The 22,790-nt window shown below is 72.9% G+C and carries 16 protein-coding genes; 1 reads left to right on the top strand and 15 read right to left on the bottom strand.

Features of this window, described 5'->3' with window-relative positions:
- Positions 1-80: 80 nt before the first annotated feature.
- The 10 genes from AMOR_RS15640 to AMOR_RS15685 all read right to left on the bottom strand — a co-directional run bounded on the left by AMOR_RS15640 (position 81) and on the right by AMOR_RS15685 (position 11,806).
- Entirely contained in the window at positions 81-1,862 is a 1,782-nt protein-coding gene (locus AMOR_RS15640) for a nickel-dependent hydrogenase large subunit (protein WP_248352488.1), read from the bottom strand.
- A gap of 18 nt (positions 1,863-1,880) precedes the next feature.
- Entirely contained in the window at positions 1,881-3,128 is a 1,248-nt protein-coding gene (locus AMOR_RS15645) for a polysulfide reductase NrfD family protein (RefSeq protein ID WP_248352489.1), read from the bottom strand.
- A complete protein-coding gene (gene hybA, locus AMOR_RS15650) occupies positions 3,129-4,082 on the bottom strand; it encodes a hydrogenase 2 operon protein HybA (RefSeq protein ID WP_248352490.1) in 954 nt (317 codons plus the stop codon). It lies immediately after the preceding gene.
- Between the two features lie 3 nt (positions 4,083-4,085).
- Positions 4,086-5,189 carry a hydrogenase small subunit gene (locus tag AMOR_RS15655; protein WP_248352491.1) on the bottom strand — a complete coding sequence of 368 codons (1,104 nt, stop codon included), beginning with the start codon at positions 5,187-5,189 and terminating at the stop codon, positions 4,086-4,088.
- 469 nt (positions 5,190-5,658) lie between these two features.
- On the bottom strand, positions 5,659-6,504 hold the full coding sequence (locus tag AMOR_RS15660; RefSeq protein ID WP_248352492.1) for a carbohydrate ABC transporter permease: 846 nt from the start codon (positions 6,502-6,504) through the stop codon (positions 5,659-5,661).
- A 10-nt stretch (positions 6,505-6,514) separates the two neighbouring features.
- Positions 6,515-7,441 (bottom strand): carbohydrate ABC transporter permease, encoded by a 927-nt coding sequence (locus AMOR_RS15665; RefSeq protein WP_248352493.1) that lies wholly within the window; start codon positions 7,439-7,441, stop codon positions 6,515-6,517.
- Entirely contained in the window at positions 7,438-8,478 is a 1,041-nt protein-coding gene (locus tag AMOR_RS15670) for an ABC transporter ATP-binding protein (RefSeq protein ID WP_248352494.1), read from the bottom strand. The genes AMOR_RS15665 and AMOR_RS15670 overlap by 4 nt, the downstream gene beginning before the upstream one ends.
- 24 nt (positions 8,479-8,502) lie before the next feature.
- Positions 8,503-9,843 carry an ABC transporter substrate-binding protein gene (locus AMOR_RS15675; protein WP_248352495.1) on the bottom strand — a complete coding sequence of 447 codons (1,341 nt, stop codon included), beginning with the start codon at positions 9,841-9,843 and terminating at the stop codon, positions 8,503-8,505.
- Positions 9,844-9,986: 143 nt separating this feature from the next.
- The gene (locus tag AMOR_RS15680; protein ID WP_248352496.1) at positions 9,987-10,478 is read right to left on the bottom strand and encodes a MarR family winged helix-turn-helix transcriptional regulator; all 492 of its coding nucleotides are present in this window, start codon (positions 10,476-10,478) and stop codon (positions 9,987-9,989) included.
- 32 nt (positions 10,479-10,510) lie between these two features.
- Positions 10,511-11,806, bottom strand: a complete 1,296-nt coding sequence (locus tag AMOR_RS15685) for a DNA recombination protein RmuC (protein WP_248352497.1) — start codon at positions 11,804-11,806, stop codon at positions 10,511-10,513.
- Positions 11,807-11,901: 95 nt separating this feature from the next.
- On the opposite strand from AMOR_RS15685, the gene AMOR_RS15690 reads away from it, so the two are divergent.
- Positions 11,902-13,590 (top strand): dipeptidyl-peptidase 3 family protein, encoded by a 1,689-nt coding sequence (locus AMOR_RS15690; protein ID WP_248352498.1) that lies wholly within the window; start codon positions 11,902-11,904, stop codon positions 13,588-13,590.
- A gap of 5 nt (positions 13,591-13,595) precedes the next feature.
- Here the strand turns inward: AMOR_RS15690 and AMOR_RS15695 are convergent, their stop codons facing one another.
- The 5 genes from AMOR_RS15695 to AMOR_RS15715 all read right to left on the bottom strand — a co-directional run bounded on the left by AMOR_RS15695 (position 13,596) and on the right by AMOR_RS15715 (position 22,746).
- The gene (locus tag AMOR_RS15695; protein ID WP_248352499.1) at positions 13,596-14,411 is read right to left on the bottom strand and encodes a metallophosphoesterase family protein; all 816 of its coding nucleotides are present in this window, start codon (positions 14,409-14,411) and stop codon (positions 13,596-13,598) included.
- The gene (locus tag AMOR_RS15700) at positions 14,408-15,298 is read right to left on the bottom strand and encodes a diacylglycerol/lipid kinase family protein (RefSeq protein WP_248352500.1); all 891 of its coding nucleotides are present in this window, start codon (positions 15,296-15,298) and stop codon (positions 14,408-14,410) included. Before AMOR_RS15700 ends, AMOR_RS15695 begins: the two co-directional genes overlap by 4 nt.
- Before the next feature lie 73 nt (positions 15,299-15,371).
- Entirely contained in the window at positions 15,372-16,700 is a 1,329-nt protein-coding gene (locus AMOR_RS15705; protein WP_248352501.1) for an ABC transporter ATP-binding protein, read from the bottom strand.
- A 4-nt stretch (positions 16,701-16,704) separates the two neighbouring features.
- A complete protein-coding gene (locus AMOR_RS15710; protein WP_248352502.1) occupies positions 16,705-18,447 on the bottom strand; it encodes an ABC transporter permease in 1,743 nt (580 codons plus the stop codon).
- A 75-nt stretch (positions 18,448-18,522) separates the two neighbouring features.
- A complete protein-coding gene (locus AMOR_RS15715; RefSeq protein WP_248352503.1) occupies positions 18,523-22,746 on the bottom strand; it encodes a DUF3857 domain-containing protein in 4,224 nt (1,407 codons plus the stop codon).
- Between the last annotated feature and the right edge of the window lie 44 nt (positions 22,747-22,790).

Here is a 22,790-nt window from a genome sequence, read left to right on the forward strand (position 1 = left end):
GGCTCCTTCCGTCCAGAAACGAGAATCCCGTCCCCGAGGGCTCCAGGGACGGGATCCGATGTTACGCCTTCCCGCGCCGGCTACAGCACCTTCACGCGCGCGATCTCCTCGCCCTCCGCGTCCACGGTGTGGATCGCGCAGGCGAGGCAGGGATCGAACGAGTGGATGGTCCGGAGCGCCTCGAGCGGGAGCTTCGGGTCGGCGATGGGGTTCCCGACGAGCGACGCCTCGTAGGGGCCCTTCTGATCCTTCGCGTCGCGGGGACCGGCGTTCCAGGTGGACGGCACGACCGCCTGGTAGTTCTTGAGCTTCATGCTCTTGCCGTCGGTCTCGATGACCGACCAGTGCGAGAGCGTGCCGCGCGGCGCCTCGTGGAACCCGACGCCCTTCGCGATGCCGCCCTGATCCTCCTTGATGCGCTGGAGGAAGGTGCGGCCCTTCGGGTCGTGCGGGTCCTTGCCCATCGGATCGGTGAAGATCGCGACGTCGCCCTTGCCGATGTTCGCGACCAGCGCCTTCCACTGCTCCTGCGCCTGCTCGGCGAGCATCGCGCAGCGGACCGCGCGGGCCGCGTGGCGGCCGAGCGTCGAGTGCAGCGCGGTGGGCGGGAGGTCGACGTTGTGGATCGCCTTCACCGCGGCGAGGGCGGCCTTCACCCAGCGCGTGGTGAGCTCGTGGCCCTGGATGAAGCCGACCAGGACCTGGGCGAGCGGGCCGACCTGCACCGGCTTGCCCTCGAGGCGGGGCGCCTTCACCCAGGTGTACCGCTCGGGCGCGGGCGTCTCGGCCTTCCACTCACCGGCGAACTTCGGGACGGTCTCCTCTTCCCACGGGCCCTTCGCCCACGTGCCGTCGTAGTGCGCGTGCGCGATGGACTCGGTGACGTTCTGGCGGAGGTAATCGTCGTTCCACGACTTGATGTCGTGCGCGACCTTGAGCTCGCCGTTCCAGATCACGCCGCCCGGCAGGGCGAACCGGGACATCTTCACGTCGGACGGGAGATCCGGCACCGCGAGGTAGTTCGTGACGCCCGAGCCGTAGCGGAACCAGTCCGGATAGAAGCCCGCGACGGCCGCGACGTCCGGCAGGTAGACCTGCTGGACGAAGGCGGTCACCTCGTCGAGCAGCGTCTTCACCTGGTACAGCTTCTCCATGTTGAGGGTGGCGGGGCTGTCGAGGTTGATGGCGTTCGCGACGCCGCCCACCGCGAGGTTCTGGATGTTCGGCGTCTTCGAGCCGAGGATCGCCACCACCTGGTTCGCCTTGCGCTGCACGTCGAGCGCCTGGAGGTAGTGGGCGACGGCGAGGAGGTTCACCTCCGGCGGGAGCTTCATCGCCGGGTGGCCCCAGTAGCCGTTCTGGAAGATGCCCATCTGGCCGGCCTTCACGAAGGCCTCGAGCTTCGCCTTCACCGCCGCGAGCTCGTGCTTCGAGTTGCCGGGCCAGGTCGAGATCTTCTCGGCGAGCTGCGACGCCGCGACCGGATCCGCCCTGAGCGCGCTGGTCACGTCCACCCAGTCGAGCGCCGACAGGTGGTAGAAGTGCACGATGTGATCGTGCAGCGCGTGGGCGCTGATGATGATGTTGCGGATGAGCTGCGCGTTCAGCGGGATCTCGAGCCCGAGCGCGTTCTCGACGGAGCGGACCGAGGCGATCGCGTGCACGGTCGTGCACACGCCGCAGATGCGCTGGGTGAACACCCAGGCGTCCCGCGGATCGCGGCCCTGGAGGATCGTCTCGATGCCGCGCCACATCGTGCCGGACGACCAGGCGTTCCGGACCGCGCCGCCGTCCACCTCGACATCGATTCGGAGGTGACCCTCGATGCGGGTCACCGGGTCGATGGTGATGAGCTTACCCATTGACGTTCACCTCTCTGACTAGCGGCTGGCGACGGCCTTCACGGGGCCGGCGCCGAGGTTGGAGTGCGTGCGGGCGTCCTGGACGACCACGACGGGGAACTTGCGGGAGATGAAGATGAAGATCGCGACGCCGATCGCGGCCATGCCGATCGTGACGGAGAGCTCGCCCAGCGACGGCCAGTAGTTCCAGCCGGAAGGGTTCGCGACTCCGTCGGTCCAGCCCGCCGGGCGGTACATCGTCATGTACGAGTCGACGCGGTAGGCGGCGCCGGCGGCGACCGCGAGCAGCGCGGCCCCGAAGAGGCGGCCCCGGTTCTGCTGCACGGCGGGCGAGATGAACATGATCGCCGGCGCGAGGAAGAGCGCCAGCTCGCACGCGAACAGGAACGTCGGGAAGTTCGCGCCGAGGAAGCGGAGCTTCCCGTGGAGCGCGATGTCGCCGAGGCGGAGCGCGACGTAGAAGAACAGCAGCCCGGCGTTCACCCGCGACATGTCGGCGAAGAGCCGCTGATCTGCCTTCGCGTCCCACGAGAGCCGCAGGAGGTTCACGAGGATCACGACCGCCCCGAACCCCATGGACAGGCAGGACACGAGGAACAGCGTGGGGAGGAGCGCGGTGTGCCAGAGCGGGTGGATCTTCGGCCCGGCGATGAGCATCAGCCCGCCGAGGGAGCTCTGGTGCATCGAGGGGAGCAGGATCGCGAGGGCGATGATGAACGGCATCGCGAGCGCGAGCCGCGCGCCCCACTTCTTGCCGAAGGCGCTCCAGGTGGGCGACTTGCTCTGCGCGGCGCCGTCGAAGACCGCCGGCAGCACCTCGACCCAGAGCACCATCACGTAGCTGAGGACGCAGACCGCGACCTCGAGCAGCGCCGAGCCGAGGTTCCAGTACGGCAGCCACGCCAGCCAGTACGCGTTCCAGTACCGGCCCAGGGCGACGACGATCGAGCTCGCGCCGAGGGTGTAGCTGATCGCGCCGACCAGCACCGCCGGCCGGACGAGGCCGTGGTACTTGCCCTTGTTGAGCAGGTAGCAGAGGAGGCCGACGGCGTACGCGCCGGCGCCGATGCCGGTGAAGACGACGACGTTCACCGGCTCCCAGATGCCCCAGGTGAAGCCGTCGGTCATGTTCGACACCGGGCCGATGCCGGTGAGGAACCGGTACCCCATCACGGCTGCCGAGATGCCGAAGAGGACGAGGAGGACCTTCATCAGCGGGTCGAGCATCCGCCCGCCGATCGCCTTCGGGTGTCCGTGGGCGCTCATCTACTTGCCCTCCTCGCCGTGCTCGCCGGCCTCTTCCTTCGACTTGTTGCGCTTGATGACGAACGCCATCGCCGCGTAGAGCGCGATGGGCGTCACGCCGTGGAGGTACGGCGCGTGCGAGACGCTCTCGGAGAAGTGCGCCTGCGACTCCTCGCCGAGCTCCGGCAGCCCGAGCTGCTTGAACGCGACGTCCGCAGGGGCGAGGTACAGCACCTGCGTGCCGCCGCCGTCCTTCTCGCCGTAGATGTGGGCGTTGTACTTCTTGGGGTCGGCGGCGACGCGCCGCTTCGCCTCGGCGAGCAGCTCCTCGCGCTTGCCGTAGACGACGGCCTCGCGCGGGCAGACCTCGCAGCAGGCCGGGTTCGCCACCGCGAGCGGCCCGTCCTTCTTCGGGTCGCGGCGGTGCCGGCACAGCTCGCACTTCACGATGAGCGGCAGCGCCGCGTACCACTCGAACTTCGGGACGTTGAAGGCGCAGCCGATCTGGCAGTAGCGGCAGCCGACGCACAGGCCCTTGTCGTAGATGACGATGCCGGTGCCCTTCTTCTCGCCGCCCATGTCCCGCTTGCCCTCGCCCTCCTTGTGGAGGGCGCCCATCATGCAGACGGACACGCAGGACGGATCGACGCAGTGCATGCACTGCTGCTTCATGTACGTGGGCTGCCCGCCGCCCTCGAACGCCTTGATGATGTTCTTGGTGCTCGAGTTCAGGTCGGAGGGCGCGTCGTACTCGCCACCGGTCGGGCCGGCGACGCGGTCCTCCGGCAGCTCATTGGCGCGCTTGCACGCCGTCTGGCAGGCGCGGCACCCGACGCACTTCGTCGCGTCGAAGAGCATCCCCACCGCGTCGGGACGGGGCTCGACCGCTTCGCGAGCCTCCGCCGAGCCGACGAGGACGGTGGACGCTCCCGCAACGGCCGCTCCCTTGAGCAGGTCTCGTCGTGAGATGCGCATCGGCTACTCCTTCTTCTCGCCCTTGTCGGACTCGGCGATCTTCTTGGACGCCACGTAGCCCGCGCCGACGAGCGCGCCGATCACCGCTCCGCCGAGGCCCACCGCGACCGGGCTCGACCCGACGACGCCGTGCTCGGGGTGGATGGCCGGGTACGCCATCGGGGCGGTCGGCTTCTCGATGGGGAGGTTCTCGTAGATCGACTTGTTGAAGACGATCCCCTGCTCCGTGCAGCCGACGCAGGGGTGGCCGATGCCGACCGGCCACGCGCCCGGGACCTCGCAGAAGTCGAGGAGCGAGCAGTTGGCGTGCGTCTGCGGGCCCTTGCAGCCGAGCTTGTAGAGGCACCAGCCGTTGCGGTGGCCCTCGTCGCCGAAGACCTGCGCGAAGCGGCCGGCGTCGAAGTGCGGCCGGCGCGGGCAGTCCTCGTGGATGACGCGGGCGTAGGCGAACTTCGGGCGGCCCTTCTCGTCGAGCGCGGGGAGCGTCCCGAACGTCGCGAACTGGAGGACCGTGCCGAGCAGGTTGTACGGGTTCGCCGGGCAGCCGGGGAGCGTGATGACCGGCTTGTTGATCCCCTTCGCCTTCAGGATCTCCGGCGCGCCCACCGCCTCGGTCGGGTTCGGCGCCGCCGACGGCACGCCGCCCCAGGAGGAGCACGAGCCGATGCAGATGATGGCGGCGGCCTTCTCGGCGCACTCGACGAGGGAGTCGGTGGCCTTCTTGCCGCCGACGATGCAGTAGATCCCGTCCTCCTTCTTCGGGATCGCGCCCTCGACCACGAGGACGTACCCGCCGGCCTTCTTCGCGTCGTCGAGCGCGGCCTCGATCTGCTTGCCGGCCGCGGCGAAGAGGGTCTCGTGGTAGTCGACCGAGACGAGGTCGAGGATCAGCGAGCCGACGTCCGGATGGCTGGTCCGCAGGAGCGACTCGGTGCACCCGGTGCACTCCTGGAAGTGCAGCCACACGACCGACGGCTTCTTCTTGCCGACGTTCTCCGCCATCTTCTCGCCCGCCCACGCGGGGAGGCCGACGGCGGCCGCGGCGACGCTGCAAACCTTGATGAAGTCACGGCGGGAGACGCCCTTGGCCTCCGGCTCGGCAATCATCGGGGAGCCCATATTGTCCATTCAGTCCTCCAGGTGGCGCGGAGCCTACCGCTCCAGTCCGCAATTGCAACCTGGCAAAATTCCCGGAGGTTTTCCGTTTTCGACGAACGCATGATTTGCGCTCGGATAGGGAGGCAAACGGTCACTGTGCGTCATTTGCGCACCGCGTGGATGGGTCCAGAATTGATACCCGTCAACGGAAAGCCGGACTGGCACGACGAGGGACCCCGACAAATGGCCTTCGTGGACTCCGCTGGGCAACATTGACTCGAACGGTCCAATACAAATTTTGCGCGCCCCTCCCGGTCAAAAAAATGCCGCGCCCCGGTCGGCCGCCTCCTCGGAGCGCGCGCGGGCGAGAGCGGGACGTACCGATGGTCCGGGCGATGCCCCGGCCCCTCGGCCCCCGAAAATCACGAGTGGTGAAGGTCCGGGCGGCCGCCGGCGCGGCCGTCCCCCGCACGCCCGATCACTTCACCGCGCCGACGGTGAAGCCGGCGATGAAGCGATCGAGGAAGAAGTTGTAGACCACCGCGGTGGGCAGGCTGGCGATGAGGCAGGCCGCCATGAGCGACCCCCAGTAGTAGACGTCCCCCCGGACGAGGAAGATCGGGATGCCGACGCCGATGGTCTGGTGCTCCGCCGACGAGATGAACGTCAGCGCGTACACGAACTCCTGGGTCACGAGCGTGAAGGAGAAGATCACGACCGTCAGGATCCCCGACAGCGAGATCGGGATCACCAGCTTCACGAACGCGCCGAGCCGGGTGAGACCGTCCACGAGCGCCGCGTCCTCGAGGTCGCGCGGGATCGCCTTGAAGAACCCCATGAGGAGCCAGATCGAGAACGGGACGGTGAAGGTGGGGTAGGTGACGATGATCGCCCAGAGCGTGTCCTGGAGGCCGAGGAAGCCGACCACGCGCGACATCGGGATGAAGAGCAGCGTGGGCGGGACGAGGTACGTGAGGAAGATCCCGATGCCGAGCTGCTGGCCCCAGCGCCCCGTGAGGCGCGCGAGGGCCCACGCCGCGGGCACCGCCAGGAGGAGCGTGATCGCGACGACCGCAGCGCCGGCGACGGTCGTGTTCCAGAACCAGCGGAGGAACAGGGTCTCCTCGAAGAGGTACCGGAGGTGATCGAGCGTCGGGGGCGCGTTGAAGACGAACGGGTCGTGCTCGACGTTGAAGAGGTCGCTCGTCTGCTTGAAGGTCGTGATCCCCATCCAGTAGAAGGGGAACGCGAGCAGCGTCGCGAACCCGATCACGATGGCCCAGCGGCCGATCCGGGTGCCGAGCGACTTTCGCGGTCCGTCCACGCCCGCTCCTTCAGGTGATCTCGGCGCGGTGCGCGAGCCGGAGCATCAGCACGGCCACCGCGACGAGGATGGGCACGAGGAACACCGAGATGGCGGCGCCCTCCGCGAGGTCCGAGCCGAGGACGCCCGTGAAGAACGCGAGCGACGGCAGGACCTGGGTCGTGTCGTACGGGCCACCCCGGGTGAGGATGTAGACGACGGTCATGTCGGTGAAGGTGAAGACGACCCCGAACAGGACCGCGACGTTGATGATGGGGCGCATCATCGGGAGCGTGATCTCGAGGTGCGTGCGCCAGAACCCGGCGCCGTCCACCGCCGCGGCCTCGGGGATGTCCTTCGGGATCGAGGAGAGGCCCGCGAGGAGGATCACCGTCGAGAACGGGATCATGCGCCAGGCGTGCACGGCGATGACCGACGCCATGGCGAGGCCCGGCTCGCCGAGCCACATCGGCGGGTCGAACATGTTCACGAGGTGGAGGCGGGCGAGGACCCAGCTCACCACCGAGTAGATCGAGTCGAGGATCCACTTCCACCCGATGGCGCCGACGCTGATCGGGGCGACCCACGGGAGCAGGATGAGGAACCGCACCAGCGCGCGTCCGCGGAAGCGCTCGCGCAGCGCGAGGGCCAGCGCGTTCGCGCAGACGATGACGATGACCTGCGTCGCGATGGTGAACACGAACGAGTTCAGGAGCGCGCGGCGGAACGCGGGGCTCTCGAGCACGCTCCGGAAGTTGTCGAGGCCGACGAAGCGGTAGCCCACCGACCCGACCGTCACGTTGCCCACGCTGTAGAGGAAGGCGAGCGCGAGCGGCAGCCCGACCAGCGCGAGGATGTAGACGAGGGCGGGCGAGAAGAGCGCGATCCCGAGCCAGGTCGCGCCGGAAGGTCCGCGACGCCGCCGCGGCACCTCCCGCGCGAGCTCGGCCTGGCTCACCGCCACTCGAGCACCCGCGCGGCGGTCCGCTTCCCCGCCTCGTCGAAGAACTTGAGCTCGCGCTCGGGCACCGCGAAGTCGTGCACCGTCCCCTCGGCGAGCGCGCCGCTCGACGCCGCCGCGATCCGGGACACGGCCTTGCGGCCGGCGAACCGGCCGCCCTCGATGACCCCGTGGAGGATCCGCTCCGAGCCGAGGTACTCGAGCAGCGTCACGCGGAACCGGACCGGCGCGGCGGGCGCCGGCACCATCGCGGCGGGGAGCAGGCTCTCCGGCCGGAAGCCCGCGACGAGCCCGCCGTCCTCGAGGAGGTTCATGGGGGGGGAGCCGAGGAAGGTGGCGACGAAGGTGTCGGCCGGCTCGTCGTAGACCTCCCGCGGCGTGCCGATCTGGCGGACGATCCCCTTGTCGAGCACGACGATGCGGTTGCCCATCGCCATCGCCTCGACCTGGTCGTGGGTGACGTAGATGGTCGTCGTGCCGACGCGCTTGTGGAACTGCGTCAGCTCCTCGCGCGCGGACGCGCGAAGCTTCGCGTCGAGGTTCGAGAGCGGCTCGTCGAGGAGGAACACGGTCGGCTCGCGGACGAGCGCGCGCGCGAGGGCGACGCGCTGGCGCTCGCCGCCGGACAGCTCCCGCGGGCGCCGCTCCAGCAGGTGCCCGATCCCGAGCAGGTCAGCGGCCCACCGGACCCGCTCGAGCCGCTTCTCCTTCGGAACCCCGTGCGCCTTGAGCGGGAAGCCGATGTTCCGCTGGACGGAGAGGTGCGGGTAGAGCGCGTAGCTCTGGAACACCATGGCGATGCCGCGCGCCCGGGGCGGGAGGCGCGTCACCACCTTGCCGCCGATGAGCACGTCGCCGGCGGTGGGCTCCTCGAGCCCGGCGATCATGCGGAGGAGGGTCGACTTCCCGGAGCCGGAGGGGCCGAGGAAGACGAGGAACTCGCCGTCGCGCGTCACGAGGTCGACCGCGTTCACCGCGCCGGCCTCCGCCTTCCCGAACACCTTCGTCAGCTTGCGCGTCTCGACGACCGCCAAGGGGACCCTCGGGCGCCTCGATCGCTACGCCTTGCTCCACTTCTCGAAGATCCGCTTGATCTCCTTCTCGGCGGCCCGGGCGGCGTCCTCGGGCTTGAGCTCGTCGCGGGCGACCTTCGCGAACATCGTCGGGAGGACGAAGGTGTTGAACACCTCGTCGATGGCGGCGCTGGCGTACCCCGGGTAGCCGACGTTCGTCGCCCAGTCGAGGACGTCGCCGAGCACCTTGTACTTGTCCGGCGGCTTCGCCTTCGGGTCGTTCGCGATCTGCTCCTTGAGGTTCGGGACCGTCTTCGGGAAGCACGGGAAGTTGTAGAACTCGCTCGCCTTGAAGGCGTCGCCGAACGCGTCCATGTAGTCGACGAGGAACTGCTTCGCGCCCTCGACGTTCTCGGCGAACTTCCAGACGACGTAGCAGTCCATCACGTGCTCGGCGGCGATGCGCCGGACCGGGCCCTTCGGCGCCGGCACGATCTGGATCTTCTGCGACATCTCCGGGTTGTCCTTCTCGGCGGTGCGGGTCACCGAGATCGCGTTCGCGACGTAGGAGAGCTTCCCGGCGAGGATGCCGCGGTTGTTGGACGATGGGTCCCAGGTGAAGACCTCGTTCGTCTGCGACTCCTTCTGCAGCGCGCGCATGAACTTGAGCGCTTCGATCGTGTGCGGCGAGTTGATGACGACGCGTCCGTTCTCGTCCTGCTCCGCGCCGCCGAACGACCAGAGCAGCGCGCGCATCGCCATGTTCGTGTCGAGCTCCTGCGAGAGGCCGATGCCGCAGGGGTTCCCGAACTTGTCCTTGATGGCCTTCGCGCCCTTGCGCAGGTCGTCCCAGGTGTCGGGACCCTTGGGGAACCCGACCTGCGACCAGAGGTCCTGGCGGTAGTTGCCGGGGTCCGGGACGTAGCTGTCCGAGAACGCGAAGTACTTCTTCGTCCGCGGGTTGAAGGTGGACTTGTGGCCGAGGTCGATGGGCTTGCCCCAGCGCTTCTCGACCTGCTGGTAGATCTCGGTGTGGTCGATCGTCTGCTGCTCGTACGCCGCGGGCGGCGAGAGGAACATGAACAGATCGTGGCCCCTCCGCGCGGAGACCTCCGCGGCGGCGCGGGCGTTGATCTCGCCGATCGAGATGTGGTCGACGACGACGCGGGTGCCGTGCTTCTCGCCCCACTGCTTGCAGAAGACGCCGTCGAACCACTTGTCGTAGGCCGGGACGAAGTGGCTCCACTGGATGATCTTGAGGGTCTTCTCCTGCGCGCGCGCTCGCCCCGGCGCGAGCCCTGCCGCGCTCCCCGCCGCGGCGAGCGCGCCGATCCCGGCGGCCTTCACGAATTGCCTGCGGGTGAAGCCACGCTTCCGGTTCGCCATGACCGTCCTCCCGCGCCTCGGGCGCGCGAAGCAAGGGTTGGGACCGATCGAGTAACCGACCGTGGACGGCGGTCACGGGCCGCGCGGGTCACAACCCCCGGCGGGTAAGCGGGAGGGGGAGAGGGGCTTTGACTGGCGGTGCGCTACGAGCCGGTGCGCGCCACCCGCTCGGAGCGACGCGTCGCGGCGACGTCCGCCGGGTCTTCGTCGAAGCCGGAGAGGTTGTCGACCACCTTCGTGAGCCCGGCCCGAAGGGCGCGCAGCTCGTCCTCGGTGATGCCCCGCGCGATCGACTGATGGTACTCGTCGACGATCACCTGCGCGCGCTGCCCGACCTGCTCGCCCTTGTCGGAGAGGAACAGGCGCATGCGGCGCCGGTCGTCCCGGTCCGGGCGCACGTCGATCAGCTTCCGCTTGGAGAGATCCGCGACCAGCCTCGACGCGGCGGGCGCGTCGAGGAGCATCCACTGGCCGAGCTCGCCGGGCGTGAGCCCCGGCACCTGCCGCAGGCAGTACACGCCCCAGAACTGCTGGGTCGTCAGCCGGAGCTTCCGGGCGCGCGCGCAGATCGCGTGCCGGATCGCGTGCCGGGCCGCGATGATGAGGAGTCCGAGGGAGGATTCGGGGCGCTGCACGTCGGTGAGAAGAATCCCATGAACGGCCGAAGTCAACCCCCGGCCCCGCCGCCGTCCACCAGCTCCGGCGCGAGTACCGGGCGGGGGAGCGCCTCCACGGCCGCGAGCGTGATCGGGTCGGCGCCATCCGGCGCAGCGCCCAGCGCGGAGAGGCGCCGCGCCGCCGGGACGAGCCTCGCCTCGGCGGAACCGACCGTACGGTTGTACGCCTCGACGGTGTGCGCGAGGCTCCGGCCCAGCCGGGCCAGGTGCTCGCCGAGGTCCCCGAGCCGCTTGTGCAGGTCGCGCCCCACCGCGGCGACCGCCTCGGCGTTCTCCTGCGCCGCCTCCTTCTGCCACCCGTAGGCGACGGCCTTGAGCAGCGCGATGAGGGTGGTGGGCGTCGCGACGAGCACGCGCCGCTCGGCGCCGGCCTCGAGCAGCGACGGATCCGCCTCGAGGGCGGCGGCGTAGAAGCTCTCCCCCGGGAGGAAGAGGACCACGAACTCGGGCGCGGGCTGGAACTGCTCCCAGTACGCCTTCCGGGAGAGCGCCGCGACGTGATCCCTGAGCTGGCGCGCGTGGTCGGCGTGGCGAGCGGCCCGGACCTGGTCGTCCTTCGCCTCCACCGCCTCGAGGTAGGCCGCGAGCGGCGCCTTCGCGTCCACCACGACGTTCCGGCCGCCGGGCAGGCTCACCACGAGATCCGGCCGGAGCCGGCCGGCCTCGGACTCGGCGCTCTGCTGCTCCCGGAAGTCGCAGTGCGCGACCATCCCGGCGAGCTCGACGACGCGGCGGAGCTGCAGCTCGCCCCAGCGGCCGCGCACGTGCGGTGCCCGGAGCGCCCGGACGAGGCTCGCCGCCTCCGCCCTCACCTGCCCCTGCGCCTCGGCGAGGGACCGGAGCTGCTCCACCAGCGCCCCGTACGCGCCCTCGCGGGCCCGCTCGAGCGCGCGCAGCTCGCCGTCCAGCTTCGCGAGGCCGTCCTTCACCGGCGCCACGAGCGCCGCGACCGCGCGCTCCCGCTGCTCGAGCTCGCCCCGGGCGCCCTCCTGGTACCGCTCCAGGCTCGCCCGCGCGAGCGCGAGGAACGACGCGCTCGACTCCCGGAGCGCGTCGGCCGAGAGCGCCTTGAAGGCATCCGTGAGCCGCGCGCGCGCGTCCTCGACGAGCGCGAGCTGCTCGGCGGCGCGGGCGCGCTCGGCGGCGAGCCGCGCGTCCGCGTGGCGGCGCTCCGCCTCGAGGAGCGCCTCCGCCGCCGCGGCGCGGCGAGCCGCACCGGCCCAGAGCGCGAGGCCGGCGGCGCCGCCCACGGCCAGTCCGGCGGCGAGGGCGAGGAGCGGGTCCATGGGCGGAGCGTAGCGGACGGGTCCGACCCCGCACCCCGTTTCCCCGCTCCTCCGCCCCGCTCCGCGGTAAAAAGCACCCGCCGACAGGAGACCCCATGCGCCCCGTCCTTCGCTCGCTCGCCCTCGCTGCCGCGCTCGCCGCCGCCCCCGCCCTCGCCGCGCCGCCGCCTCCGCAGGCGTTCCCCGCCGCCGCCGCCCTCCGTCAGGCGGAGGCCCGGTACGCCCCGGTCGACGTGAAGGTGGACCTTTCGGGGCTGCCCGCGCCGGAGCGGGCGGCGCTGGCGAAGGTCGTCGAGGCGGCCCGGATCATGGACGCGCTCTTCCTGCGCCAGGTCTGGAGCGGCAACGACGCGCTGCTGCTCGAGCTGCTCGAGGACTCGACGCCGCTCGGCCGCGCGCGCGTGACGTACTTCCTCCGCAACAAGGGCCCGTGGGACCGCCTCGAGGGTGACCGCGCGTTCGTCCCGGGCGTCCCGGAGAAGCCCAAGGCGGGGAACTTCTACCCGGCGGGGGCGACCAAGGACGAGGTGGAGCGGTGGGTGGCGACGCTCCCGCCGGACGAGAAGGACGCCGCGACGGGGTTCTTCACCCTCATCCGCCGGCGCCCGGACGGGAAGCTCGCGATCGTCCCCTACAGCCTCGAGTACCAGGGCGAGCTCTCGCGCGCGGCGGAGCTGCTCCGCGAGGCGGCGGGGCTCACGCGCGACGCGACACTCCGGACGTTCCTCGAGGCGCGGGCGGCGGCGTTCCTCGGGAACGCCTACCGCGAGTCCGACGCGGCGTGGATGCGGCTCGACTCCGCGGTCGAGCCGACGGTCGGGCCGTACGAGGTGTACGAGGACGAGTGGTTCAACGCGAAGGCCGCGTTCGAGGCGTTCGTCGGCGTGCGGGACGACGCCGAGACCGCGAAGCTCGCCCGGTTCGCCGCGGAGCTGCAGGGGATCGAGGACGCGCTCCCGATCGACGCGAGCCTCAAGAACCCGAAGCTCGGGGCGCTCGCGCCGATCCGGGTGGTGAACGAGGTCTTCGCCGCGGGCGACGCCGCGAAGGGCATCCAGACCGCCGCGTACAACCTCCCGAACGACGAGTACATCACCCGGACCATGGGGTCGAAGCGGGTGATGCTGAAGAACGTGCAGGAGGCGAAGTTCGAGAAGGTCCTCGTCCCGATCGCGAAGGTCGCGCTCTCGCCGGCGGACCGGGCGAACGTCGCGTTCGACCCGTTCTTCACGCACATCCTCATGCACGAGCTCGTGCACGGGCTCGGGCCGCACGAGGTCAAGCTCCCGGACGGCGCCTCCACGACGGTGCGGGCCGCCATCGCGGAGACGTACAGCGCCATCGAGGAGGCGAAGGCCGACGTGGGCGGGCTCTTCGCGCTCCAGAAGCTCCTCGACGAGGGCAAGCTCGACCGGCGCATGGAGCGGACGCTCTACCCCACGTTCCTCGCCGGCGCGTTCCGCTCGATCCGCTTCGGGCTCAACGAGGCGCACGGGAAGGGGATGGCGCTCCAGATCAACTGGTTCCTCGACGCGGGCGCGATCACGGAGCGCAAGGACGGGACGTTCGCGATCGACGGGCCGAAGATGAAGGAGGCGGTCGCGTCGCTCACCCGCGAGCTCATGACGGTCGAGGGCAAGGGCGACCACGCCGCCGCGAAGGTGCTCCTCGAGCGGCTCGGCGTGATCCGGCCGGAGGTGAAGCGCGTCCTCGACAGGCTCGCGCGCGTGCCGGTGGACATCGCCCCGCGGTTCGTGACGGCGGACCAGCTGTCGCCGCGGTGAAGGCTTCACGGAGCGGAAGCATCCCCCCGCTCCCATCCCCCCGGGCCCCGTGCGAAGGCGACCCGTCCCGACGGCCGGAACCCCCCGCCCTCGAACGCCCGGACCTCGAGCCGGATCCGGCCCGGCGAGAGCGCGAGGACGTTGTACGCGTTCGGCTCGTCGCGGCGCCGGACGGACGTGGCGGTCGACGCGTGGACGGTGAGGACGGACTGCGCGAGCGCGTGGACCGTGTCGCGTACGTCGCCGGCGTGCCCGTGGTGCAGGTGGCCCGTGAGGACGAGGTCGAGCCCCTCGGCCTCGAGCGCCTGGAGCGCCGCCGGCGAGCGGCCCGCCACGCGCGCGCGGAGCGCCCCGGCGGGCGGCGCGAAGGGGTGATGCGCGACGAGGACCTTCACGCGACCCGGGGCGGCCCGGTACGCCTCGAGGGCGCGCGAGATCTGCGCCTCGTTGATGCGGCCCTCCTTCCAGACGTTCGAGCGCGCCGTCGAGACCCCGACGACGACGAGCTCGTCGTCGAGGAAGACCGGCTCGGTCTCGGGACCGAGGTACCGCCGCCAGCGCCCGAGCGGCGAGACGAACCGCCGGATCACCTGGAAGAGCGGCACGTCGTGGTTCCCCGGCACGACCAGCGCCGGCGCGGGGAGCGCGGCGAGGAAGGCGCGGGCGGCCAGGAACTCGCGCGGGCGCGCGCGCTGGGTGAGGTCGCCGCTCACGATGACGAGCGCCGGCCGCACCGCGGCGAGGTCCGCCGCGAGCGCCCGGACCACCGGCGGATCCTCCTTGCCGAAGTGCAGGTCGGAGAGGTGGGCGACGATCCTCACGGCGCGCTCCCCGGCGGCGGCGCGAGGACCCGGAGCGCCCGCGGGCGGGCGCGGTAGACGAGGGGCGTCGCCGCCCGGAACACCTCGCCGTCGGCGGACACGAGCAGCCGGCCCCGGCGCGCGTCCACCACGAGCTCCGGCACGGCGAGCGCCTCGAGGTCCCGGGCGGTGTCGAGGCGACCGACCGCGGCGCGGAGGGCCATCCCGGCCAGGCCGGCGCGCGTCGCGTGGCGCACCACGAAGACCGAGAGCGCGCCGCCGTCGAGCGCGGCGCGCCGCTGCGGCGCGAACAGGTCCAGGTCGTAGAGGTTGTTGCCGACGAAGAGGACGGGGGTGGGCCGGGGCAGCGCGACGCCGCCCACCCGGAGCCGGAGGTGGAACACCGGGAGCCGGGCGAGGGTGCGCGCCACGGCGAGCGCCATGGCGACCGCCTTCGGCAGGACTCGCCGCCGCTCCCGGTCGCGGACCGCGAGCGGGTAGAGGCCGACGGACGAGTTGTTCACGAACACGCGCCCGTTCACCTCGGCGACGTCGACCTCCCGGACCGCGCCCCGGGCGAGGACGCGCGCGGCCTCCTCGAGCTCGAGCGGCAGCCCCAGGTCCCGCGCGAAGTGGTTGAAGGTGCCGAGCGGGAGGACGCCGAGCGGCGTCGCCGTCCCGGCGAGCGCGCCCGCGACGGCCGACACGGTCCCGTCTCCGCCCGCCGCGACGACCGCGGCCGCGCCGGCCCCGGCGGCGTCCCGCGCCGTCGCCCCGAGGCGATCGCCGCGGACCGCGAGGACCTCGCCGTCGACACCCGCCGCGCGGAGCGCGGCCGAGATCGCCGCCGGGCCGCTCCCCGACCCGGCCTTCGCGTTCACGACGACGGTCATCCTCCCAGACGGCACGCCATCGTCTACACGGGGCGCGCGCGCCGCGCAGGACCCGCGGCGGCGGGCGGCCCGTCCGGGAGGAGGCCCGCTACGCGGGCGTCTGCGCGGGCGCGGTCGCCTCCTGCAGCGTCACCGTCCCGTCGTCCTCGTCGTAGGCGAACAGGTCGGCGTAGCGCGCCCAGCCCACCCAGACGGCGAACACGCGCTCGTAGTCCTCGGCGGGCATGCGCAGCACGATCGTCTCGAGCACGAAGTCCCGGTCGAGGCGGTGTGACGGCTCCTCGAGGAGCGCGTCGCGGACGTCCGAGAAGATCCGCAGCTCGAGGAGCTTCTTCCGGAAGTGGGCCTTCCGCCCGTCGGGGTCGGCGGCGGCGAAGGCGCGCCCCTCCGGCGTGAGCACGGCGAGCCGCTTCGGCGTGTCGACGAGATCGAGCATCTCGGCCGCCTTCACGATCGTGAGGAGGTGACCGAACTCGCGGTTGGTCTCGGCGGCGATCCGGAACACGTCCTCGCGGCCGCCGCGGGCGGCGAGCCACTCGATGAGGCCGACGATCTCGTTGGCCCCCGCCTGCGGCAGCACCTCGGTCGCGGCCGCCGCGGCGGCGGGGACGTCGGGCAGCTCGTGCCCGGTGATGAGGTCGTGGAGGCGGTCCACGAGCGCGAGCACCTCCGGCGAGCGGTAGTCTCGCGGCCGCGGCAGCGTGTTCGAGACGATGGTCCGGACGCGGCCCGGATTCGCGCCGAGCACGACGATCCGGTCGGCCATGAAGGCCACCTCCTTGATGTCGTGCGAGACGAGGAGGATCGACGACGGGTTGGACTCGCGCTCCGCCCAGATGTCGAGCACCTCGGCGCGGAGCGCCTCGGCGGTGAGCGCGTCCACCTGGCTGAAGGGCTCGTCCATGAAGAGCACCTCCGGCCGGAGCGAGAGGGCCCGCGCCATGCCGACCCGCTGCTTCATCCCGCCGGACAGCTCCCGCGGGTAGGCCTCCTCGAAGCCGGAGAGGCCGACCATCCGGATGGCGTCGGCGGCGCGCGCGGCCACCTCCTCCTCCGGGAGGCGCGCCGCGGTGAGGACCGCCCGCACGTTCTCCGCGACGGACATCCAGGGGAACAAGGCGAAGCTCTGGAAGACGATGGCGACGCCGGGCGCGAGGCCGTCGAGCGCGGCGCCCCGGTACCGCACCTGGCCGCGCGTCGGCGTGATGAGGCCGGCGAGGATGCGGAGGATGGTGGACTTGCCGCAGCCGGACGGGCCGAGCAGCGCCACCACCTCGCCGGGGTTCACCGCGAGCGACACGTCCTCGAGCACCTCGAGGCGCTGCCCGGAGGGGAGCTGGAACCAGTGGGAGACGCCCTGCATCTCGCAGAGCGGCGAGACGGGGATGGCGGCGGGGGCGGAGGCGGGGTTGGCCATGGCGTCACCGCGCGACGGCGTAGCGGCGCTCGGCCAGATCGGAGACCGGGCGCCAGACGAGCCGGTTGAAGAGGACCACGACGACGGACATGACGACGACGCTCGCGGCGAGCAGCGGGAAGTCGGCGTGCTCCGCGGCGGCCGAGACCCGCGCGCCCAGGCCGAACGTGGAGAGCGTCCGGTGCTGCGTCGTGACGTACTCCGACACGATCGACGCGTTCCAGGCGCCGCCCGCCGCGGTCACCCAGCCGGTGACGAGGTACGGCAGCACCGACGGGAAGAGCAGCCGCCGGAAGAGCGCGAGCCCGCCGATCCGGTAGCTCCGCGCCGCCTCCCTGAGGTCGGCGGGGACGGCCATCGCGCCGGCCACCACGTTGAAGAGGATGTACCACTGCGTCCCGAGGAGCATCAGGACGACGCTCCCCGCCCCGAGGCCCACGCCGAGCTTCGCGAGGACCGCGATGGCGGCCGGGAAGAGCATCGGCGCGGGGAAGCTCGCGACCACCTGCACCACCGGCTGGAGCAGGCGCGACAGCCGCGGGGAGAGGCCGATGGCGAGCCCGGCAGGGAGCGCCCAGAGCGTGCCGAGCGCGGTCGACGCGAGGACGCGCCCGAGCGTCGCGAGGGCGGCGGCGACGGTCATCGCCCACTCGCGGCCGGGGACGGCGCGCACGAGCAGCACGAGCTGGACGGCGGCCGCCCCGAGGCCCGCCACGAGGAGGACGAGGAGCGCGACGGCGAGGGCCTGCGCCGCGGCGCCCGGCGCCGCGACGCGCGCCGCGGGGACGGCCGGGCGGGACCGGCGGCGCAGCGCGGCGCCTGCGCGATCCACCAGGGCGCCGCCCGCCGCGAGGAGGCGAGAGCGCCGCAGCACCTCGAGGAACCACGACTCCGCCGCCTCCGCCTGCCCGGCGTCCTCCTGCCGGAACTTCTGCGACCAGACCACGACCGGCCTCCAGAGGAGCTGGTCGAGGGCCACGATCATGAGCGTCATGGCGAGGACGGCCCAGGCCATCGCGGGACCGTCCCCGCGCGCCACGGCGACGGACATGTACGAGCCGAGGCCGGGGAGCCGGAAGTCCTTGTCGCCGAGGACGAACGCCTCGCTCACCATCAGGAAGAACCACCCGCCGGCCATCGACATCATCGAGTTCCAGACGAGCCCGATGACGCTCGCGGGCAGCTCCACCCAGCGGAACCGCTCCGTCCAGGAGAACCGGTAGGTGCGCGCGACCTCGAGCTGGTCCGCCGGCACCGATCGGACCGACCGGTAGAAGCTGAACGTCATGTTCCAGGCCTGGCCGGTGAAGATCATCACGATCGCGGCGAGCTCGAGCCCCGCGTTGGATCGCGGGAACAGCGCGACGAGGGCGAGGACGAGCCCGGGCATGAACCCGAGGACCGGCACGCTCTGCAGGACGTCGAGCAGCGGGATGAGGATCCGCTCGGCGCGCCGATCCTTCGCGGCCCAGTAGCCGTAGCCGAGGGTGAAGAAGAGGGAGAGGAGGTACGCGGCGATCCCCCGCGACAGCGAGAGGAGCGCGTAGCCGGGCAGGGCGCGGGGCGAGAGGTCGATCTCGACCTGCGGGCGGAGGACCCCGGTGAAGTCGGCGGCGACGCGGCTCACCGCGAACGCGATGCCGCCGACCGCGGCGAGCACCGCGACGTCGGCGGCGCCGAAGCGCCGCGTCGAGCGGCGGAGGAACGCGGTCGCGTCACCCCAGGCGCGGAGCCAGAGCGTGGTCACCGGGGTCTTGTCGCGCCGGGGAAAGGAGGCGTCAAGCGGAACCGCCCGGCGCGAACGCGGCGCCGGCGACGCGGGCTAGGCGGGCGCGCCCGGGCCGGGCGCGGGCGCCTTCTTCGGCCTGCGCGGCGGGTCCTTCTCGCGCGGCGGCTTCTTCCCGGGAGCGGCCTTGTCGGTGGCGGGCACGGGCGCCGCCGCCGGCCCGGGCGGGACCGCCGGCGCGGGCGCCGGGCCGAGCGCGGCGAGGCGGCGCTTCGCGAGCACCTCGGCGGAGGTCGGGTCCTCCGGCTCCGGCGCGACGCGCGCGTAGGCGTCGCGCGCGACGTCGAGGAGGCCGAAGCCCTCCGCGATCCGGCCGAACACGAACCAGTCCGACGGGCCCGGCGCGGCGCCGCCGTCGGCGTCGAGCGACTCGAGCAGCACCTGGCGCGCCTCGCCCGCCCGGCCGAGGGAGGCGAGGATGGCGGCGAGCGTGTTCAGGCCGGCGTGGTTCCGGTCGCGCTCGCCGGAGGTGGCGCGCCGCGCCCATTCGAGCATCTCCTTCGCGGGCTCGGGGCGGTACAGCTCGAGCCACGCGGCGTTGTTGTAGATGACCGGGGTCGCGCGGCCGGCGTCGATGGCGCGCCGCCAGATCCGGGCCGCGGCGGGGACGTCGCCGAGCTGGGTGTACGCGCTGCCGAGCGTGCCGAGGACGTCGGGATCGCCGGGCAGGCGGTCCAGCGCCGTGGCGGCGAGGGCGTCGAGGTCGGCGCGGCGACCGAGCTTCTCGAGGGCGAAGACCTTCACGGCGATGGCGTCGCCCGAGGCGGGATCGTCGGTGAGGAGGCCGTCTCCGACCGAGAGGAGGTCCGCCCACCTCTTCGCGCTCCGGTACGACTGCGCGAGCGCGAACCCGAGGGCGCGCCGCTCGGCGGGGTCCCGGGCGGCGGCGCGCTCGGCGTCGAGGACGAGCGCGGCGCGGCCCGCCGGATCGGCCCACGCCCGGATCGCGGCGGCGGCGCGCCTCGCCTCGGCGGCGGTCGACGCCGCGCCGGGGTGCCAGAGCGCCGCGAGCATCCCGGCGGGCGACGCCGGGTCGCCCGGCGCCCCCGGCAACACCTCGCGAGCCCACTCGAGCCAGCGCCGCGCGCCTGCGAGATCGCCCTCGGTCACGCGCCGGAGCGCCTCCTCGCCCAGGATCGGCCAGGCCGAGTCGGTGGCGAGGACCTTCAGCTCCTTGCCCTCCCGCACCAGGAACAGCGCCGGGGGGTTCTCCCCCGCCGAGCTCGGGAAGCGGAGCCGGACCCGGAGCCCCGTCGCGGGATCGCCGTCCTGGAGCAGCTCGAGCTTCGAGAGGGTGAGATCGAGGAAGACGTCGACGGAGGCGCCGTGGAGCACGCGCCGGAAGCTGTGGACGGGCACGCGGACCCCGCCCTCGAGCACCGGGACGAGCTCGGCGGGCAGGCGCGCGCGCGCGAGCAGCGGCGCGAGCGCCTTGTCCGGCTCGGGCGACGTGAGGGACACGACGAAGACGCGCCGGACGAGGCGCTCGACGTCCGTCCCCCGGTCCTTCAGCGTCTCCCACGGCACGATGCCCTCGAACGTCTCCGCCTGCTGGCGGATCTCGGCGGCGTTCGGCGCGCCCTGCGCCGCGGCGGCGGCGAGGCCGGTCGCCGGCCCGTACCGGCGGACGCGGACGAGCTGGCGGGAGGCGTCCCGGAGCGCGTCGCGGCGGCCCTCGCCGAGGCTGCGCGCCTCCTCCTCGGCCGCCTGGACCCCGCGCTGGGCCGCGATGGCGGCGAGCAGCGCCGCGTCGCGGTCCTTGTCGCGCGGAAGGTCGCGCGCCAGCGCCTCGGCGTCGGCGAAGCGCCCCGCCGCGAGGAGCGCGGCGAGGTGGCCGTCGCCGTAGCCCTTCTCGTCGAGGTCCACCCGGATCGCCTGGTACTCGGCGATCGCCTCGTCGAGCCGCGCGCCGCGCCCGTGGCGCTCGCCGTCCGGCGCGTGCGCGAGCAGCTCGGCGAGCACGGCGCGGCCGCCGGCGTGCTCCGGGTCGAGCGCCTTCGCGGCGCGGTAGGCGGCCACCGCGCCGGAGTGGTCGAAGCCGGGCCCGTGGAACCGGCCGATGGCGTCGTGCTCGAGCGCGAAGCCGAGCACCCGGTGCGCCCAGGCCCGCTTCGGCTCGAGCGCGACGGCCGCGCGGGCCTCCGCGACCGCCGCGTCGCGGAACCCGAGCTGCAGCAGCGCGAGCGCGAGGTGGAGGTGATGGAGCGCCTCCGCCGGGTGGAGCGCGCCGAGCCGGTGCATCTCCGCGAGCGCCTCCGGCACCTTCCCGGCCGCGAGCAGCGCCGCCCCGATCCGCTCGAAGCGGATCCGGGGGCTCCGCTCGGCGATGATGGCCCGCGCCCGCCGCCCGAGCGCGTCGGCGTCGGCCGGCGCGAGCCGGCGGGCGCCCGTGTCGAAGCGGAAGGTGACGGTGACGGAGCCGTCCGGCTCGAGCGCGTAGGCCTGCGAGAGGCGCGCGGGCCCGAACCGCTCCTCGCTGCCGGCCGGCAGCGGCGGGGCGCGGAACCCGTCCGGCGGGATGAGCCGGTACACGATCTCCCACTGGTACGGGACCGGGAGGAACAGGTCGCTCCTCCGCGCCGGCGGGTCGTGCGCCTTCGCGCCGGCCGTGCCGCGCTCGCCGATGACCGCGGACGGGAGGCCGTCGAAGACCTGGTCCGGCGCGACCGGCACCTCCGCCTCGTCGTCCTCGGTCTGCGCGACGTCGGCGCCGCTCGCCTCGACGCGCACGCGCAGCGGCCGCGAGACGTCCTCGAGGTCGTCCACCGCGGACGACACGAGCTCCTCGGCCCCGAACACGTCCTTCGCGTAGCGGGCGGCGAGCTCCTCGCGGCGATCCGCGGGGACCCGGTCGCGCGCCGCGCGCTCCGCCGCGGCGAAGGCGCCGCGGAGCTCGCGCGTCTCGACGATCCGGCCCTTCCCGAGCTCGGCGAGGTGGACCTCGCGGACGGTCCGCGCGCGGTTCTCGGCGGGGCCGCTCTCGGGCGTCCGGACGAGGTCCTTCACGCCCTTCCCCGTGACGAGCGCGAGCCGGCCCTCGATGGGCGCCGGGAGCCGCCCGGGCGGCGTCCAGGGATCGGTCGCGTCGATCCAGACCGGCGGCGCGCCCTCGACGCGGACGATCGCGTGGTCGAACTGCGAGACGCCGGGCAGCTCGGGGAGGAGCTCCTGCCAGTCCGCGCGCACGAGCGCGAGCCGGGCGTCGAGCCCCGCGGCGCGGAGCAGCCCGACGACGAGCAGCGACAGATCCTTGCAGTCGCCGTAGCGGCGGCGGAGCGTCTCGGCGGGCCGGGCCGGCACGAGGGCCGCCTGCCCCAGCTCGAGCCCGGTGTACCGGACGTTCGCGTGCACCCAGGCGACGATCCGGCGAACGACGTCGGCGCGGTCCGGCTTCCCCTCGCCGAGCGCAGCGCGGACCTCGGCGGACAGGTCGGCGCTCTGGAGCTGCCGCTCCCAGGCCGCGCCGTAGCGCTCGGCCACGTCCTGCCAGGACCGGCCCCAGCCGAAGGCGAGGTTCGGCGCGAGCGGCACGTCGCGTGGCGCGTTGGGCTCGCCCGGCGGGAGCGCGGCGACGTCGCGGCGCTCCGCCGTGACGGTCCGGACGCCGTCCTTCGTGGACTCGACGGGCTTCACGCCGTCGCCGCGCGCGACCCACCGGAGCGGCAGCGTGGCGGGCGCCGCCACGGTCACGCGGACGTGGCGCACCGGCGTGGGCTGCGCGAGGTAGAAGCGGGTCGAGACGCCGCCCTCGAACGCGGGCGCCTCGTCGCGCAGCACCGTGACGATCTCGACGATCGAGCCCACGCGCACCCCGGGCAGGGGCCCGGCGACGACGCGCCGATCGGTGAAGGTCTCGCCGTCCTCGCCCGCGCCGCGCTCGGTGAGCGTCGCCGGGTCGAGCACGTGCACCTCGCCCTTCGCGGTCACGACGCGCGCCCGGAGCTCGGGGCGCGCCTGGTGCCACGGCGCCCAGCTCCGCTCGACGCGGGCCCAGGCGCGGGCGGCGTCCGGCGTGAGCGGCCGGTACACGAGGCGGTGCGTGACGGTCGCGGCGCCGCGCGCGTCGTAGACGTAGTCCGCGGCCTCGAGCAGCACGTCGACGCCCGCGCCCTTCGCCGGCGCGAGGGCGTTCGCAGCGTCGAGGAGCGCCGCCGGGTCGGCCGAGAGCGCCGGCCCATCCCACGGATCGGCGGCGCGCGTCGGGGCGACGGCGAGGGCGAGCGCCGCGGCGGCGATCGCGAGGGGGAGGCGCGTGGTCATGGGCGTGGGCTCGGGCGCGGGAGGGCTCCCATTGTGGAGGAGAC

This window comes from Anaeromyxobacter oryzae (assembly GCF_023169945.1).
Taxonomy (GTDB): Bacteria; Myxococcota; Myxococcia; order Myxococcales; family Anaeromyxobacteraceae; genus Anaeromyxobacter; species Anaeromyxobacter oryzae.

Coding starts and splice junctions, on each gene's coding strand:
- AMOR_RS15640 (WP_248352488.1), bottom strand. CDS start 1,862: ATGGGTAAGCTCATCACCATCGACCCGGTGACCCGCATCGAGGGTCAC.
- AMOR_RS15645 (WP_248352489.1), bottom strand. CDS start 3,128: ATGAGCGCCCACGGACACCCGAAGGCGATCGGCGGGCGGATGCTCGAC.
- hybA (WP_248352490.1), bottom strand. CDS start 4,082: ATGCGCATCTCACGACGAGACCTGCTCAAGGGAGCGGCCGTTGCGGGA.
- AMOR_RS15655 (WP_248352491.1), bottom strand. CDS start 5,189: ATGATTGCCGAGCCGGAGGCCAAGGGCGTCTCCCGCCGTGACTTCATC.
- AMOR_RS15675 (WP_248352495.1), bottom strand. CDS start 9,843: ATGGCGAACCGGAAGCGTGGCTTCACCCGCAGGCAATTCGTGAAGGCC.
- AMOR_RS15685 (WP_248352497.1), bottom strand. CDS start 11,806: ATGGACCCGCTCCTCGCCCTCGCCGCCGGACTGGCCGTGGGCGGCGCC.
- AMOR_RS15690 (WP_248352498.1), top strand. CDS start 11,902: ATGCGCCCCGTCCTTCGCTCGCTCGCCCTCGCTGCCGCGCTCGCCGCC.
- AMOR_RS15705 (WP_248352501.1), bottom strand. CDS start 16,700: ATGGCCAACCCCGCCTCCGCCCCCGCCGCCATCCCCGTCTCGCCGCTC.
- AMOR_RS15715 (WP_248352503.1), bottom strand. CDS start 22,746: ATGACCACGCGCCTCCCCCTCGCGATCGCCGCCGCGGCGCTCGCCCTC.